13 protein-coding genes are annotated in these 17,368 nt (G+C 40.6%); 11 read left to right on the top strand and 2 right to left on the bottom strand.

Annotated elements, in window-relative coordinates; genetic code table 11:
- Positions 1-18 precede the first annotated feature (18 nt).
- Together dnaE and JSQ81_RS03735 are read left to right on the top strand one after the other, a co-directional pair.
- Complete coding sequence (gene dnaE, locus JSQ81_RS03740) at positions 19-3,099, top strand: DNA polymerase III subunit alpha (RefSeq protein ID WP_212606389.1); 3,081 nt, start codon at positions 19-21, stop codon at positions 3,097-3,099.
- A 524-nt stretch (positions 3,100-3,623) separates the two neighbouring features.
- A complete protein-coding gene (locus JSQ81_RS03735; RefSeq protein WP_212605563.1) occupies positions 3,624-4,946 on the top strand; it encodes an IS4 family transposase in 1,323 nt (440 codons plus the stop codon).
- A gap of 267 nt (positions 4,947-5,213) precedes the next feature.
- Here the strand turns inward: JSQ81_RS03735 and JSQ81_RS03730 are convergent.
- A protein-coding gene (locus JSQ81_RS03730; protein WP_212605287.1) for an IS3 family transposase occupies positions 5,214-6,571 on the bottom strand; the annotation gives its coding sequence in 2 pieces (ribosomal slippage) (positions 5,214-6,103 and positions 6,103-6,571; 1,359 coding nt in all).
- A gap of 324 nt (positions 6,572-6,895) precedes the next feature.
- Between JSQ81_RS03730 and JSQ81_RS03725 the strand changes: the two genes are divergently transcribed.
- The 6 genes from JSQ81_RS03725 to JSQ81_RS03700 all read left to right on the top strand — a co-directional run bounded on the left by JSQ81_RS03725 (position 6,896) and on the right by JSQ81_RS03700 (position 12,713).
- The gene (locus JSQ81_RS03725; protein WP_371812502.1) at positions 6,896-7,570 is read left to right on the top strand and encodes a FadR/GntR family transcriptional regulator; all 675 of its coding nucleotides are present in this window, start codon (positions 6,896-6,898) and stop codon (positions 7,568-7,570) included.
- Positions 7,551-8,411, top strand: coding sequence for an acetyl-CoA carboxylase, carboxyltransferase subunit beta (accD, locus tag JSQ81_RS03720; protein WP_212607534.1), 861 nt, complete (start codon positions 7,551-7,553; stop codon positions 8,409-8,411). The genes JSQ81_RS03725 and accD overlap by 20 nt, the downstream gene beginning before the upstream one ends.
- Position 8,412: 1 nt before the next feature.
- Positions 8,413-9,366 carry an acetyl-CoA carboxylase carboxyl transferase subunit alpha gene (gene accA, locus JSQ81_RS03715; RefSeq protein ID WP_212606388.1) on the top strand — a complete coding sequence of 318 codons (954 nt, stop codon included), beginning with the start codon at positions 8,413-8,415 and terminating at the stop codon, positions 9,364-9,366.
- A gap of 137 nt (positions 9,367-9,503) precedes the next feature.
- Complete coding sequence (gene pfkA, locus JSQ81_RS03710) at positions 9,504-10,463, top strand: 6-phosphofructokinase (RefSeq protein WP_212606387.1); 960 nt, start codon at positions 9,504-9,506, stop codon at positions 10,461-10,463.
- A 44-nt stretch (positions 10,464-10,507) separates the two neighbouring features.
- Positions 10,508-12,268 (top strand): pyruvate kinase, encoded by a 1,761-nt coding sequence (gene pyk, locus JSQ81_RS03705; RefSeq protein ID WP_212606386.1) that lies wholly within the window; start codon positions 10,508-10,510, stop codon positions 12,266-12,268.
- Between the two features lie 61 nt (positions 12,269-12,329).
- Entirely contained in the window at positions 12,330-12,713 is a 384-nt protein-coding gene (locus tag JSQ81_RS03700; RefSeq protein ID WP_212606385.1) for an FxsA family protein, read from the top strand.
- On the opposite strand, the gene JSQ81_RS03695 is transcribed toward JSQ81_RS03700, so the two are convergent.
- Positions 12,703-13,677 (bottom strand): AI-2E family transporter, encoded by a 975-nt coding sequence (locus JSQ81_RS03695; RefSeq protein ID WP_212606384.1) that lies wholly within the window; start codon positions 13,675-13,677, stop codon positions 12,703-12,705. The two genes, JSQ81_RS03700 and JSQ81_RS03695, sit on opposite strands and share 11 nt — an antisense overlap.
- A gap of 181 nt (positions 13,678-13,858) precedes the next feature.
- Between JSQ81_RS03695 and citZ the strand changes: the two genes are divergently transcribed.
- The 3 genes from citZ (at position 13,859) to mdh (ending at position 17,304) form a co-directional block, all read left to right on the top strand.
- Positions 13,859-14,974, top strand: a complete 1,116-nt coding sequence (gene citZ, locus JSQ81_RS03690; protein WP_212606383.1) for a citrate synthase — start codon at positions 13,859-13,861, stop codon at positions 14,972-14,974.
- 64 nt (positions 14,975-15,038) lie between these two features.
- Positions 15,039-16,307, top strand: coding sequence for an NADP-dependent isocitrate dehydrogenase (gene icd / locus JSQ81_RS03685; protein WP_212606382.1), 1,269 nt, complete (start codon positions 15,039-15,041; stop codon positions 16,305-16,307).
- Between the two features lie 58 nt (positions 16,308-16,365).
- Positions 16,366-17,304 carry a malate dehydrogenase gene (mdh, locus tag JSQ81_RS03680; RefSeq protein WP_212606381.1) on the top strand — a complete coding sequence of 313 codons (939 nt, stop codon included), beginning with the start codon at positions 16,366-16,368 and terminating at the stop codon, positions 17,302-17,304.
- Positions 17,305-17,368 lie beyond the last annotated feature (64 nt).

The raw sequence follows: 17,368 nt of genomic DNA, 5'->3' as shown, positions 1-17,368 counted from the left end.
TTGAGCGGGGGGAATTCAGTGACACTAGTCTATCCGCAATTAGTAACGGGTGCAGACCTATTACGAGGAATTATTAAATTAAACGAACTAGCCCCGTTACTGAAAAGTAGAGGGGCTACAGTTGCGTCCATCGTAAACTCGAAATTATACGGTGTTCGCACATTTTCTAAAGTTTTGAAACGCCATGGCATTCAACCAGTTATTGGCTTGTCCGTCAACTTGAACATCGGAGAAGAACGGAATGTTTTAGTTTACATTTATGCGCAAAACGACATCGGTTATCATAACCTCATGAAAATCAGCAGTGCGATTTCAGTGGGAGAGACTGAAATTCTGCCTCTGCAATGGCTTAAAGCATACGGCGCCGGCTGCAGCATTATTTGTCCGATGACAGATACTTCGTGGGGTGGATTACGCAACGATGAATCCATTCGTTTAATAAAAGAGCAGTGCAAGCAGTCCAACGTTTTTATTGGCGTTGCACGACCAGGCGGCCAAATACATGCTGAGGAAAATGCAATTGAGAATATTGCTGAAACAACTTCAATATCCATTACAGCGGTTTACGAATCGCGTTTTATTCGACCGGAAGATTCATTTGCTTATGAGGTTGCCACGGCTATTCGAACCGGCGAGAAAATGAGCGAAGTAACTGCGCAGAAGGAAGAACTATATAAATTTGCCTTTATGCCGACGGAAGAAGAGCTGCATCAATGGTTTACCGGAAAAGAACATTGGCTGCATAATACGGCTTCATTCCTTCAGTCATGCAATGTTGAAGTGACGAAAGAAAAATCATTAATGCCTGTTTTTCCTGTGCCGCAGAATCAAGACTCAAAAATGTACTTACGCGAAAAATGTTTAGAAGGTTTAAACGAAAGATTAGACAAAGTTGATCAAAGTTATTTAGAACGACTTGATTATGAATTAACAATTATTAAAGAGATGGGTTTTACTGACTACTTTTTAATCGTTGAAGATTTTATACGATTTTCGGCTGAAAACAATATTTTGACTGGACCTGGGCGTGGATCTTCCGCGGGTTCTCTAGTCGCTTTTGCCCTGCATATTACAGATGTCGACCCTATAAGGTATGGCCTTATATTTGAACGTTTTTTAAATCCAGAAAGAAAATCAATGCCCGATATCGATATTGACTTTGCAGATAATCGTCGAATGGAAGTTTTGCATTATGTCACCGAAAAATACGGCAAAAACTTTGTGGCGCAAATCATAACATTTGGAACACTATCAGCTAGATCGGTAGCCCGGAACGTCGCGCGCGTTTTTGGCTTTTCGACTGAAGAAATGGCATATTTATCGAGTGTCATCCCGAATCGTTCTAAAATGACGCTTGAAAGAGCATTTGAAGAATCCTCGAATCTTCGGGATTGGATTGCGATGGATCTATTCCGACGTCAATGGTTTGATGCTGCGAATTCCCTGGAAGGTTTGCCACGAAACGCATCCACGCATGCTGCTGGCGTCGTCTTATCGCCAAAACCTCTTGTTGAAACAGTGCCGCTTCAAGACGGGGGAGATGGAATCTACTTAACACAGTGGCCGATGAACGATGTCGAGGAACAAGGTCTATTAAAAATGGACTTTCTTGGTTTGCGAAATCTGACATTGCTGGATCGAATCAGAAGACTCATTCGCAAAGACAAAGGGGTTATAATTGATTTTGAAAAGATTCCACTCAATGACATAAAAACATTTGAAGTGTTTAAAAGAGGCGACACGAGTGGTGTATTTCAGTTTGAATCGGATGGCATGAGAGATACTTTACGATTGATTCAACCGAATCGTTTTGAAGATATCTTCGCGATTAATGCTTTATATCGTCCAGGACCAATGGATAATATTCCTTTGTATAACAATAGAAAACATGGAAAAGAAAAAATCACTTACATTCATCCATCCCTTGAACCGATTTTGAAAGAAACCTATGGCGTTATCGTCTATCAGGAGCAAATCATGCAAATCGCAGTGAAATTTGCAGGCTATACGATGGGAGAAGCAGATCTTCTCAGACGTGCAGTCAGCAAGAAAAATCGCGAAGTATTGCAACATGAGAGAGAGAAATTTACACAGAGCGCGATGAATCATGGCGTACCCAAACAAGATGCAGTTTCTATTTATGAATTAATCGTAAAATTTGCCGATTATGGATTTCCGAAAAGTCACGCTGTGGCGTATTCACTCATTTCTTATCGACTCGCTTATTTAAAAGCGAATGAACCAGCATATTTTTATGCTGCACTTCTGTCGTCAATGATGGGGAGTAATGAAAAAACGATTGAGTTAATCGAAGAAGCAAAAGCCTATGGAATTCAGATATTACCGCCCTCTATCAAAAGGAGCGAGTACTTTTTCACTGTTGAAAAAAGTGCAGTTCGAATTGGGCTTGGTTCTATCCGAGGGGTAACACAAAACTTTTATACTGAATTATTCAAAGCAAGGAATAACGGAGCGACCTGGAAAACGATGTTTGATGTCGCCGCTAATCTGGGCAGCGATGTTTTCAATGAAAAGGTTATTAGCCCTCTTATTAAAGCAGGGGCATTTGACGAGTTTGGAGAAACACGTGCCACACTTTTAGCTTCTATAGATGCTGCCATTTCACACGCAATGTTCATAGGACCGAATGATAGCGAAGACTTACTCACTTCTATTATACCATCAATCGCCAATCCCAAATATACGGACGGCGGAAAAATGCCGCGAATGATCATGTTAGAATACGAACGGGAAGTACTCGGCTTCTACCTATCCGAACACCCCGCGCTACAACTTAAAAAAGACTACGAAGGAAAATTCATGAATGCATCGTCAATTTCCACCATGCGAGACAGAGAGCATATGATCATCATCGGCCTAATAACAGAAGTCAAACGCATCCGCACGAAAAAAGGTGAGTCAATGGCATTCGTTTCAGTCCAAGACGAAACAGGAACAGTATCCTGCACATTCTTCCCAAGAAACTATGCCGAATCAAACCCATTACTAACCGAAATGGCCATGATAAGAGTAGAAGGAACGGTAGAAACAAGAAGAGGCAAGCCACAAATACTTGTCCAAAAGGCTTTTAAGATTTGATTGGAATTATAATGAGAGTAATAGTTCAAAGTATATAGTCAGTACTATGATTTAAAAACGCTTCTGCGCTAGGGAGAGATTGAGCTGTATCTTTTCGCACTTTGTGGATGCCTCCCGCTATAAGCCTGACAGAAAACTACTGTCAGTCTTATCAAAACCTGTATAATTTCTGTAAAGTGCACAGAAATTTTACAAACCGAACCCTTTGCTGTTCGGTTGGCTACCACTGATAAGGCGCGCCTACGCTGGTTTAATTTTGATAGGTTGTTGACGTTTCTTTTGTAGGTGCATGATAGTTATAGATAAATACACAAGGAATTCCAAGGATGGAACAAGGCTTCTGACTAACAGCTTTCTTTATACAATGAAAGTAGTTGATTGGAGTGGAGGGCGGCGACCATATACGTCAACTTAAGAAAAAATGATTAATATTCCTCTAAAGATGGTATAGATATTTACCATTTATAAAAAGGAGGATTCAATTATGAAAAACAAACATTCCGTTTTCACATTGAAACAACTGTTTGATTTTCTGTCGCCCAATCGAACTTTCTAAAATTGCCAAGGATACGAAATTCATACAAAGAAATCGTCAATTGAGTGTCATCAAATTTCTTGAAATTCTTTTTGCTGAACCCGGAAATATCGCAAAAAAATCTTTAACTGAACTATGTTTAGGTCTATCTCACGTCGGTGTAACTATGTCCAAACAAGGTTTTGATAAAAAGTTTAATGAGAATTCAGTCGCGTTTTTGAAAGCAGTTTTTCTTGCGTTGTTTACGATACAAATGAAGCTATCTATAGATAAAACAACTATTAATAGCACAATCGACTTTAATACGGTTCGGATTTTAGATGGAACGTCAATTAAGCTCACCAAAAAACTCCAGTTTTTTTATCCAGGGACTGTAGATGCAGGAGCTAAGTGCCAAATCGAGTTTGATTATCTAACAGGAAGGTTTATATATATGGAAATTCAAGCTGGAAAAGCGGGAGATAGTGCTTCGGGAATCAAGCGGCTAGAATCACTTCAGAAAAATGATTTAATTCTTCAAGACCTTGGTTATTTTCAATATAAGATATTTGAAAAGGTAGATGGAAAGCAAGCTTTTTATGTGTCACGCGCTCCGGCAGATACAATGTTTTACGTAGACCATCCAAATCCTCGGTATCATAAAGATGGCAAGATCATGAAAATGTATGCCTATGAACGGCTTTATCTCGAGGAAGAATTAAAGACAATGAAACGTGGAACAATACGGGAATATCCGAAGGTCTATTTGGGAAAACAAGCAAAATATCCGACTCGACTGGTAATTTATCGAATGACCCATGAACAAGAGCAAAGACAAGAAGAACGGATTAAAAGACGTGGACAAACGAAACCAGGTAAAATCAAGAAAAAATCTTATGATGTATCAAGTATCTCGGTCTATGTAACGAATCTTCCACAAAAAGTGCCGGCAGAAGAGGTCCCTCAATTATATCGGTATCGTTGGCAAGTTGAGCTTGTTTTTAAGTCATGGAAATCAGATATGGAGGTTGATTTCTATCGAAATATGAAAAAAGAGCGATGGGAGTGTCACTTTTATGCGGAATTAATTCTTTTACTCCTTAGCTTATTAATTACTTATCAGCTTCGGGTTTATTTTAAAGAAGAAAGAGATATCATTCTAAGCGAACAAATCACAATGTGTGAGGTTAGTAAGAGGATTTGGAAAATTTGGCAAGCAAGGGATCAATTGGAGTGGGAAAATCTTATCAACGAATTAATAAAAGGGTTGGCCAGGCTCGGTCGTAAAAATATAAAGAAAATAAAACCAAGAACTGACCAACAACAAAAATAAAACAATCAAATTTTTAAAAGAGAATGGGGTGTGTCTTATTTAGTAATGCCAACAATCTTAAGCATTTACTGAACGATTCCCTTTAGACGAATAAGGTAAACATTTTTCGGCGAAACATTGTGTTTTATTGAAAATTTGATGATGAAGAGCTGGTTTAAAGCTTAAGTTGACGTATATGGGGCGGCGACTCCAAAGGGATTAGCGGGACAGGGGAGACCCCGCAGTGGAGCGTCATGCACTGGACCCTTAAAATTGGACACTATTTTTCTAAGCAGCGAGTTCGTATTTTTTCCGATAGCCCATTGGGCTTTTCCGCTCTAATCTGGACTTGATTCTTAAATGATTATAATAATAGATATACTGTTCTAGTTCCTCTTTAAAGTGTTCAAGATCATCGAACTCCTGCAGGAACAGGAATTCATATTTAAGGATTCCGAAAAAGTTCTCGATGACGGCATTGTCGTAACAGTTTCCTTTTCGCGACATGCTCTGTGTGATGTTGTATTCCTTTAGTATCTGACAATATTGTGGCATTCGATAATGCCAGCCTTGATCTGAGTGGATCAAGAGCTCATCGTCTTCTTTTACGTATTCAAGTGACTGCTTTAACATTGTTTCCACTAAATCAAACGTAGGCCTCGATTGAAGCGTATAGGTAATGATTTCGCCGTTGAACAGGTCTAAAATAGGAGAGAGATATAATTTCTGTCCAAATAATTTAAATTCTGTAACGTCTGTAACCCATTTTTCGTTGGGTTTTTCCGCTTTGAAATTGCGGTTCAAGATATTTGGGACTGCTTTCCCGAATGCACCTTTATAGGATTTGTACTTCTTCATTCGGACAATACATTGAAGCCCCAGGTCTCGCATAATCCGAAGAACTTTCTTCTTGTTTATCGTGTGTCCTTTTTCGTTCAGGACGTCGGTGATGCGTCGATACCCAAGGCGCCCTTTGTGTCGGTGGTAGATGAAGTTGATTCTTCTCTTCCACTTCCGGTCGGGGTCTGGCTGCTTGAAACTATTTACGATGTTGTAGTAGGTGCTTCTTGCAATACCGGCTATCTTTACCATCTTGTTCACTGGGAATTCATGCCTTAGTAGAAATATTACTTTCGTTTTAATCTTTTTGGTGATCTTTCTTCCTGAACTAAGGCTTCCAGCTTTTTTAGATAGGCATTCTCCATACGAAGATATTCGAGTTCTTTTTCCATGGCTTCTCTTGATTGGTCGACAAGATCTTTGGAAGTGCTTTTCTTTTGATTGCGAGATTTCATTGTAGAAGGCCCCTTTTCTTTTATTTCAAGGGCACCTTCACCAGCTGTCTCCCACCTTTTCTTCCACCTACGAACCATACTAGGATCCGGGATATGGAAAATAGCCGATGCCTCTCGAATAGAGTAATCCGTTTCATTGATAAATTGAATTACCCTTAGTTTAAAGGCTCCTGGATAGTTTGTATAGGGAAAATCGAATGCATTATCACCATGATGTCGAAACAGTAGCACCCAGTAACGAATTACAGAGTTGTCGACTCCGACCTTTTCTGCCAGGTCTCGGTAACTAATATTTTCATGTTCATAACGTTTGGCTACTAGAAGTTTAAATTCTTTTGTATACTTGGACATTCTTTTTGGGCCTCCTAATATTAGATGGCGTGTCCAATATTAGGGGGGCAGCGCACCAGCGACCGAGGAGCCCCGTGGAACGCGTCCGCCCGCAACGGAAATCAACGGTTCGAATATAACATTCACTTGAATGGTGAAGAATGGTGCGTTATTCAAGCACCTACAGTCGACTGCTATTAATCAAGTTCATGTTAATATATAGTACAAAAGTTTGAATTTTTACCTTTTCCCACTTTCACTTTACGTGTAGCAATCTTTTCTGTATGCTTAAAGGCAGCAGTGGTCTGACCACCGAAAAATTGTTGTTTCCAGAGGAGCACAGAAGTGGAAATTCATAAAGCGCCATCAAAAATGTATTTAGATATCGTTCATGAACTACGAGACATTATTAAAAATGAAGGTATTAAAACAGGCGGAAAACTCCCTTCAGAACGCGTATTGGCCGAACGACTGCAAGTAGGCAGATCGACCGTTCGCGAAGCGCTCCGCAGCTTAGAACTTCTTGGACTCATCGAGACGAAGCGCGGCGAGGGAACTTTTCTAGCCGATTTTCAAAAACATCAATTCGTCGAAGTGCTAGCAGATTTCATCATGCAACAGCCAGATTCATTCATTGATGTACATGAAACCAGAAGAATTCATGAGATCAGCGCAATTAAAGCAGTTAGCCGAAATAGCATTTTTCGAGAATTGCCAGTATGGGAAAGCTTACTCGCGAAAATTGAACACAATGGGGAAATACTCCGTGAAGATCTAATCAGAGAAATGATCGTTGCGACTGAAAATCGGCTTTCATTAAAGATTTGGTTTTTATTAAAGCAATACAGCATGGTTCGATTCGATGCCATGACACACGGAATGGAAAACTCATTAGTAAAAGACGTGCTACAAGCAGTCCGCTCGGGAAATGAGAATGCGGCACTAGCGGCATATAAGAAATGGATTGATGTAGTTGAAAGAGAAAGAAGGGAAGAAAGTAATGATTCGCGACATTTTTAAAAGAAACCGGAAGCAACAAGAGTCAACAATACCTTCCAACAATAATAAAAATGATGTTCCAGAAGGAATTATGACAAAGTGCCCGGAATGTAAAAAAGTCACTATGACGAAAGAACTCATAAATGCATTAAAGGTATGCCCTAATTGTGATCATCACTTTAGAATGACGGCTGCAGAAAGAGCGGCTATCCTTTTTGATGAGGACAGTTTTAAATCAATTGATGATCATCTAAAAACCTTAAACCCGTTAAATTTCCCTGCCTATACAGAAAAGGTTGAAGAAGATGCAAAAAAGACGGGATTGAATGAAGCTGTGTTAACGGGAACCGGGAAGATTGACGGACACGAGGTCGCAGTTGCAATTATGGATTCACACTTTAGAATGGGGTCTATGGGCTCTGTCGTAGGTGAAAAAATAACACGTGCAATTGAAATGGCCACAGAACGAAAAATCCCGATGCTTATTTTTACTGCGAGCGGCGGCGCAAGAATGCAAGAAGGGGTTCTTTCCCTCATGCAAATGGCGAAAACGAGTGTGGCGTTAAATCGTCATTCCCAGCAAGGTTTACTTTATATTTCAATTATGACCTATCCAACAACAGGCGGCGTTTCAGCAAGCTTTGCATCAGTAGGCGACATTAATATTGCTGAGCCAAAAGCACTCATTGGTTTTGCGGGTAGACGCGTAATTGAGCAAACTGTAAGAGAAAAACTGCCTGAAGACTTCCAGACGGCCGAATTCCTTCTCGACCATGGTCAGCTCGATGCGGTTGTTCATCGCTCACATATGAAGGATGTACTTTCTAAAATCGTAAGACTTCACGTAAAGGAGGCCAACTGAATTGGGTAAAACATTAGCATTTGAAGAGCCAATCGTTAGGCTTCGTGAAAAGATTGAGGAACTTGAACAGTTTACGATTGACTCGGACGTGAATTTATCAGAAGAAATTGAAACACTGAAAGTGCGTCTGAAGAATCTAGAAGAAGATATCTATGGTAATATGGAAGCTTGGGACCGTGTGCAAGTTGCAAGACATCCGCACCGCCCAACGACATTGGATTATATCGCACAGCTCTTTGAAGATTTCATCCAGCTGCATGGGGATCGTAGTTACGGCGATGATGAAGCTATCGTCGGCGGAATTGCATCATTCGATTCGAGACCGATAACTATAATCGGCCACCAACGTGGGAAAGATACAAAAGAAAACGTTCGACGGAATTTCGGGATGCCACATCCGGAAGGTTATCGAAAAGCGCTTCGTTTAATGAAGCAAGCGGAGAAGTTCAACCGACCAATCATTTGTTTTATAGATACAAAGGGTGCGTACCCTGGTAAAGCGGCTGAAGAACGTGGACAAAGTGAAGCAATTGCGCGTAATCTAGTTGAAATGGCTGGGTTAACAGTACCGGTGATTTCAATTGTCATTGGCGAAGGTGGAAGTGGCGGCGCTTTGGCACTTGGTGTAGCTAACCATATTCATATGTTAGAGCACTCTACCTATTCGGTTATTTCCCCTGAAGGTGCTGCTTCAATTTTATGGAAGGATGCAAGCTTATCTAAACAAGCGGCAGAAGCCATGAAAATCACGGCACCTGATTTAAAGGAGATTGGAATTATTGATGAAATCATTCCTGAAATCTTAGGCGGAGCGCATCGTGATTTAAAGAAACAAGCTGTATACATTGGTGATGCAATACGTACCTCTTTAGAAGCGTTAACTTTGCTGAGTCAAGAGGAAGTTATAGCGGGGCGATATGAAAAGTTCCGTGAAATTGGTATATTTGGAGAGTAAATAAACAATAAACTTTACGCTGTTTAACGAATACCATAGGATTAATACAAGCACACTATTGGTGTGCTTGATTGCGTTGAAAAACCGCTTTATTTATATATTCGACAGCTTATTTTATTCGAATTGGAGTGACGACTATGAAGAAAATTGCTGTTTTAACTAGTGGTGGAGATGCACCGGGGATGAATGCAGCAGTACGTGCAGTTGTTCGAAAAGCTATTTTTGAAGGCCTTGAAGTTGCTGGAGTTTTTAATGGCTATCAGGGCTTAATTGAGGGTAAGATTAAGAATATGGAACTTGGGTCGGTTGGGGATATCATCCAACGCGGCGGTACTATGCTTCGTTCAGCAAGAAGTCCCGAATTCCTTACTGTTGAAGGCCGGGGGAAAGCAGTAGAACAAATTAAAGAACAAGGGATTGAAGGGCTAGTTGTCATTGGCGGAGACGGCTCTTTTAGAGGCGCCTACGAATTGACCAAGCTTGGAATCCCATGCGTTTGTGTTCCGGCAACGATTGATAATGACATTAATGGGACAGAATTTACGATTGGTTTCGACACAGCACTTAACACGATAATCGAAGCGATTGATAAAATTAGGGATACGGCAACTTCGCATGAGCGAACTTTCATCATTGAAGTAATGGGACGCGATGCGGGCGATTTGGCGCTATGGGCAGGGCTTGCCGGCGGTGCTGAAACAATTCTGATTCCGGAAGAAAAATTTGATATTGACGACATTGTCGAACGTCTGGCCAGTGGGACAGGTAGAGGTAAAAAGCACAGTATTATCATTGTTGCCGAAGGCGTTATGTCTGCAAATGAACTCGCCGAGATTTTACGAGAAACAGCAGACATTGACATCCGTTATTCTGTACTCGGACATGTTCAACGTGGCGGCTCGCCGTCCGTGAGAGACCGTGTAATTGCAAGTCAATTTGGATCCAGGGCAGTCGAGGTTTTATTGGAAGGTCATGGAGGCAAAGCGATTGGCATGCAAAAACAACAAGTGGTAGACTATAACTTAGAAGATGTCTTTACTGATCATCACGAAACAGATATGAAGATGTATAAATTATCTCAAGAACTTTCAATATAAAAGTACAGTACTGACACTATTTTATTCATAAAGGGAGAAACTACATGAGAAAAACGAAAATTGTTTGTACGATAGGTCCGGCTAGCGAATCACCGGAAATACTTGAAGAACTTATAGATGCAGGGATGAACGTCGCCAGATTAAACTTCTCCCATGGAGATCATGCTGAGCATAAAGCAAGAATTGAAAGAATCCACGAGGCAGCTAGTAAAAAAGGGAAAGTTGTCGGGATTTTACTTGACACAAGAGGCCCTGAAATTCGGACACACTCAATGAAAGATGGACGTGTTGACCTTGTTACAGGACAGTATATAAGTATTTCTATGACTGAAGTCGAAGGAAATAGCGATGTATTTTCGGTTACATACGATAAGCTAATAGAAGATATAGAGGTAGGATCAACCATTCTTCTTGATGATGGCTTAATCCAACTTGAAGTTATTGGACTAGATGAAGAAAATGGCTTAATTAAAACGCTTGTTATTAACTCAGGTGTCCTGAAAGACAAAAAAGGCGTAAACGTCCCGGGTGTTCAAGTTCAATTGCCTGGAATGACTGAGAAAGATGCAAACGACATTTTATTTGGAATCAAAGAAGGTGTCGATTTTATAGCGGCATCATTTGTTCGACGTGCTTCAGATGTTATGGAAATTCGAAGTCTTCTTGAAGAAAATGATGGAGCAGACCTTCAAATCATACCGAAAATCGAGAACCAAGAAGGTGTCGATAATATCGATGAAATCATTATGGTCTCTGATGGCCTGATGGTTGCACGCGGTGATTTGGGTGTTGAAATTCCATCAGAAGAAGTGCCATTAATTCAGAAAAAGCTTATCGAAAAATGTAATCAAGCAGGAAAGCCTGTTATTACGGCTACGCAAATGTTGGACTCTATGCAACATAATCCGCGACCGACTCGTGCAGAAGCGAGTGACGTAGCAAACGCAATATTGGATGGTTCAGATGCAATCATGTTGTCTGGTGAAACTGCTGCCGGCATGTATCCAGTAGAATCAGTACAAACTATGGTCAAAATCGCGCTTCATACGGAAGAGGCTGTTGATTATCGTTCACTCGTTTCAACGCGTAGACGTGAAAAACAAGGCAACTTGACAGAGGCGATTGGTCAATCCGCAGCTTATACCGCTTTAAATCTTAATGTTAAAGCAGTTCTCGCTCCGACTAGAAGCGGACATACTGCGAAAATGATTGCGAAATATCGTCCAGGTTGTCCGGTAATTGCTTTGACTTCGTCAGAGAAAAGTTCTAGAAAACTTTCACTCGTTTGGGGAATCTATCCGATTATCGGAAAAGACGTGAAATCGATTGATGAAATCCTTCAAGAGTCTGTCGAGGAAAGTGTTAAACATCAATACGTTACTCACGGAGATGTTGTCATTATCACTGCTGGTGTTCCAGTCGGTGAAGTTGGCACAACGAACCTAATGAAAATACATGTTATCGGCGATTTACTAACACGCGGTCAAGGTATTGGGCGAACAGTTGCTCACGGACGCGCAGTTGTCGTTAAAAATGCTGAAGAAGCTTTGAAACAAGATACTGAAGGCGCGATTATTGTGACGACAGGATCTGACCGCGATATGATGCCGGCGATTGAGAAATGTGCAGGGCTAATCACGGAAGAAAGCGGATTAACAAGCCATGCTGCAGTTGTGGGGCTTAGCTTGGGCATTCCGGTTATAGTCGGTGTTGAAAACGCAACGGCTGTAATTGAAGACGGGCAAGACATTACGATGGATGCTGAATCCGGCGTAATTTATAAAGGTCACGCTAGCGTACTTTAAAAAAATCATGGCTGCTTCCGAATCATCGGTAAGCAGCCTTTTTTAGGGGGGGTTTGCATATATGAGATGGCTCATCCTTTTATTTATCGTCGTTCCAACAGCGGAGTTGGCGTTACTTATTTACTCGGGTAATACATTAGGTTTACTACCGACAATCGGGATTATTTTACTCACTGGAATTGGCGGCGGCTACTTAGCGAAGAGGCAAGGAACGAAAGCATGGAATGAATTTAGACTTAAAATGACTACGATGGAGACTCCAGGAACTGCATTAATAGACGGCGTCTGCATCTTTTTTGGCGGAATCATGTTACTCATCCCGGGATTTATCACGGATGCGCTCGGCCTGATTTTGCTGTTTCAAGGTCCAAGAAATCTATTAAGACCTTTTATTATTAGTTGGTTGGCTAAAAAAATGAAAAGCGGTCGAATTGTTATTCGGTGAATAGCGGATGTTGTTTAATTTTATAGGCAGCAAATAGCAGAAAAGGCGATAATAGAATGCCTACAAAACCAAATAGATAAATGGAGCAAGCCATGATTAAAAATGCATGAACCGGTTTTAGTTGAAAGGTTGAGGCCCACATATAGGACTCGGTAAATTGTCGCGTCGTTATTGTCAATAAGTAAAGAAAAATAAGCGATACGCCAACGAATAAATTACCGGTGTGGATGAAAAAAACGATCATCGGGATCAAGAAGATTCCTATTCCTAGAAAAGGCAATCCGTCAACAAGCGAAATTAGGAATGCGATTCCAAACGGAGATTTGAAGTGTAAAAGTGAAAACCCAATTGATAAAATGATAAATGTTAAAAAAATTAACCGTGCTTCAACGGATACAAAGGTGCCGATTACTTTACTTGCTTCTGACAGTGATTTTTTTGCTTGCTTGCGCATTTCTACAGGAAAGTAAACGAGAAACCAAAAACGATTTTTTCCGGACTCTCGTAATGCAAAAAAGTAAGCCAAAAGGAAAATGAAAAAACTGAAAAGACGTTGGAACAATGTTTGGATAATCATAAGCGTATATTCAAGAATTGCCTGTCCATATTGAATAATTTTGCTTTCGAGAAAAGACAGCACCTTGCTAATTATATCTGTATTTAAAGTTAGTGGCGTCAAGTGACGCTCTATGGCCGGAACAAGATCCATTATTCCATGAATGCCAACGTAAATAAACGAACAGGTAAGAAAGAAAAGAATAAGAATAACAAAAATAGTTGCAATAGTTAGTGGTAGTTTTGTCAAAGAATGAACTGCTGTAAGAAGAGGCGCGGTAAAATAAGCTGCGATAACCGCAAATGCCACAGGCGGAAACATAAAAATAACAATAATCGTTAGAATGATTGGCAGCCATTTTATAAACAATATTCTAGCGATTTTTTGATTTTTATTATGAATAGACATCTTGGTCTCCTTTTACTAATTATTATAAAAATAAGCGTTTTCATTCACAAAGATGACAAAGTTGCTTATAATGAATTATGTAAGCAAAAAAAGAATAAGAAGATAAAAGTTGAAAGGCCGCTACACCACTTTAGTTATGATTGTGCGAAGTATGGCCCCATAAACAAAAGGAGCGATTTACATGACATCAACCAAGGGATTAGAAGGAGTCGTCGCGACACAGTCTGCCATCAGTTCAATTATTGATGATACTCTTACATATGTCGGATATGACATTGACGACCTCGCTAATAATGCCAGTTTTGAAGAAGTTATCTATCTTCTATGGCATCAGCGATTACCAAAAGAGGACGAGCTTGCTGAACTTAAACAGCAACTTATTTCAAACATGACAGTTCCTCAGGAAGTATACGATCACTTTAAAATGTATCCAATTGACAAAGTACATCCTATGTCAGCTTTGCGCACCGCAGTTTCCCTTCTCGGATTATACGATGAAAAATCAGAAGATATGTCCGATGAAGCAAACTATGAAAAAGCGATTAAAATCCAAGCGAAAATTGTTACTTTGGTAACAGCATTCGGTCGAATCCGTAAAGGGTTAGAACCAGTCGCTCCAAATGCAGAATTAGGTTATGCTGCAAACTTCTTATACATGTTATCTGGAAATGAGCCTGATGCGATTGAAGTTGAAGCGTTCGACAAAGCACTCGTTCTTCATGCAGACCATGAATTGAATGCATCGACATTCACAGCACGAGTTTGCGTAGCGACACTTTCGGATATGTACTCGGGCGTCACAGCGGCGATCGGTGCACTCAAAGGACCTTTACACGGCGGAGCGAACGAGCAAGTTATGAAAATGCTTGCGGAAATCGGTTCGGTAGATAAAGCAGAAGCTTATATTAAAGATAAACTTGCAAATAAAGAAAAGATTATGGGATTCGGCCACCGTGTTTACCGTCAAGGTGATCCACGTGCGAAACATCTTCGTGACATGTCCAAGAAACTTACGGCATTACGCGGCGAAGAGAAGTGGTACGAGATGTCTGTTAAGATTGAAGAAGTCTTTACTGCTGAAAAGAATCTACCACCAAACGTAGATTTCTATTCTGCGTCAGTCTACCATTCTCTTGGCATTGATCATGATTTGTTCACGCCGATTTTTGCAGTTTCGCGTGTCTCAGGTTGGATTGCGCATATTCGCGAGCAATATGCAAACAACCGTTTAATTCGCCCACGTGCGGATTATACTGGTCCAGGCATGCAAAAGTATGTTCCGATTAGCGAACGCTAAAATAACTTGGCGGCTTATTTATGAGCTAGCCCTATGATTTTGAATTTTTAGGAGGAATTTTTTAATGACAAACGGTGAAAAAGTAACAGTATCAAATGGTGTTTTGAACGTTCCAAACAATCCAGTAATCCCATTTATTATCGGTGACGGTACAGGTCCTGATATTTGGAATGCAGCTTCACGCGTTCTAGAAGCAGCAGTTGAAAAAGCTTATAACGGCGAGAAAGAACTCGTATGGAAAGAAGTGCTAGCAGGAGAGAAAGCATTCAATGAAACAGGCGAATGGCTCCCGCAAGAAACACTAGATACGATCGAAGAGTATTTGATCGCTATTAAAGGGCCACTTACAACACCAATCGGCGGAGGTTTCCGTTCACTAAACGTTGCACTTCGTCAAGAACTAGATCTATACACATGCATTCGTCCAGTTCGTTACTTTGAAGGCGTTCCTTCACCAGTTAAACGTCCTGAAGATTGCGACATGGTTATCTTCCGTGAAAACACTGAAGATATTTATGCAGGTATCGAGTATGAAAAAGGAACAGACGAAGTTAAAAAGCTAGTTAACTTCTTACAAGATGAAATGGGCGTTAAAAACATCCGTTTCCCAGAAACTTCAGGTATCGGTATTAAGCCGGTTTCAGAAGATGGAACAAAACGTCTAGTTCGCGCTGCGATCAATTACGCACTTGATGAAGGACGTAAATCAGTGACGCTTGTTCATAAAGGAAACATCATGAAGTTCACTGAAGGCGCGTTCGCAACTTGGGGCTATGAAGTTGCTGAAGAAGAATTCGCAGACAAAGTATTCACATGGAGACAGTACGACAAGATTAAAGACGCAGAAGGTACTGACGCTGCAAACAAAGCACAAGAAGACGCTGAAGCTTCAGGTAAAATCATCATTAAAGAAGCAATCGCTGATATCTTCTTACAGTTAATCCTAACTCGTCCGAAAGAGTATGATGTTGTTGCGACAATGAACCTAAACGGTGACTATATTTCTGATGCACTTGCTGCACAAGTTGGCGGAATCGGAATTGCACCAGGAGCGAATATTAACTATGTAACGGGTCACGCAATCTTCGAAGCAACTCACGGTACTGCACCGAAATATGCTGGACTTGACGTTGTTAACCCATCATCAGTCCTTCTATCAGGTGTTCTAATGCTTCAACACCTTGGTTGGAATGAAGCAGCTAAAATGATCGAAGAATCGATTGAAAAGACAATTGCTTCTAAAGTTGTAACATATGACTTTGCACGACTAATGGAAGGTTCTACTAAAGTTAAAACTTCCGAGTTTGCAGACGAATTAATCAAAAATCTATAATATAATAAAGAGGGGGACTTGTTCCCCCTTTACATATGAATAAAAGGAGAGTAACCTCATGACAATGACACGCAAGAAAGTATCGGTTATCGGTTCCGGCTTCACTGGCGCAACGACTGCATTTCTTTTAGCGCAAAAAGAATTAGCTGACATTGTTCTTGTAGATATTCCTCAAATGGAGAATCCAACAAAAGGGAAAGCACTTGATATGCTTGAAGCAGGTCCGGTTCAAGGGTTTGACGCAAACATTATTGGGACTTCAAACTACTCGTATACCCAGGATTCTGATATTGTGATCATTACAGCGGGTATTGCACGAAAACCAGGCATGAGCCGTGATGATTTAGTACAGACTAACCAAAAGATCATGAAGGCCGTAACAAGTGAAATTGTGAAGTATTCTCCAAATTCAACAATTATCGTTTTAACAAATCCAGTTGATGCGATGACATATACAGTTTATCAAGCATCTGGTTTCCCGAAAGAACGTGTAATCGGACAATCGGGTGTATTGGATACTGCACGTTTCCGTACGTTTGTAGCGCAGGAGCTTAACCTCTCTGTGAAAGATGTAACAGGATTCGTTCTGGGTGGGCATGGGGATGACATGGTTCCTCTTGTACGTTATTCTTATGCAGGTGGAATTCCATTAGAAACTTTAATTTCACCAGAACGACTTGAAGAAATCGTTGATCGTACGCGTAACGGCGGAGCGGAAATTGTAAATCTGTTAGGCAATGGTTCTGCATATTACGCGCCTGCAGCATCATTAGTCGAAATGGCCGAAGCAATCTTAAAAGACCAGAAACGCGTTCTTCCTGCAATTGCTTTTTTAGAAGGTGAATATGATCTTGACGGAATTTACCTGGGTGTGCCGACTGTTCTCGGTGCTAAGGGAATTGAAAAGATTATTGAACTTGATTTAACTGAAGACGAAAAAGTGGCTCTTTCCAAATCTGCAGATTCAGTTAGGGCTGTAATGAAAGTATTAGCATAAATTACACACGGGTAGCGAAAGCTGCTCGTTTTTTAACTTATAATGATATTTAGGGGAGGAATTC

The organism is Sporosarcina sp. Marseille-Q4063, from assembly GCF_018309085.1.
Classification (GTDB): domain Bacteria; phylum Bacillota; class Bacilli; order Bacillales_A; family Planococcaceae; genus Sporosarcina.
Note: the sequence above shows the minus strand (reverse complement) of the source record. Positions and strands in the feature narration are given on the sequence as shown.

Bases quoted from the DNA above. Each gene is read 5' to 3' on its own strand.
- pfkA (WP_212606387.1), top strand. From the start codon at position 9,504: ATGAAGAAAATTGCTGTTTTAACTAGTGGTGGAGATGCACCGGGGATG.
- citZ (WP_212606383.1), top strand. From the start codon at position 13,859: ATGACATCAACCAAGGGATTAGAAGGAGTCGTCGCGACACAGTCTGCC.
- icd (WP_212606382.1), top strand. From the start codon at position 15,039: ATGACAAACGGTGAAAAAGTAACAGTATCAAATGGTGTTTTGAACGTT.
- accD (WP_212607534.1), top strand. From the start codon at position 7,551: ATGATTCGCGACATTTTTAAAAGAAACCGGAAGCAACAAGAGTCAACA.
- mdh (WP_212606381.1), top strand. From the start codon at position 16,366: ATGACAATGACACGCAAGAAAGTATCGGTTATCGGTTCCGGCTTCACT.
- JSQ81_RS03700 (WP_212606385.1), top strand. From the start codon at position 12,330: ATGAGATGGCTCATCCTTTTATTTATCGTCGTTCCAACAGCGGAGTTG.
- pyk (WP_212606386.1), top strand. From the start codon at position 10,508: ATGAGAAAAACGAAAATTGTTTGTACGATAGGTCCGGCTAGCGAATCA.
- JSQ81_RS03695 (WP_212606384.1), bottom strand. From the start codon at position 13,677: ATGTCTATTCATAATAAAAATCAAAAAATCGCTAGAATATTGTTTATA.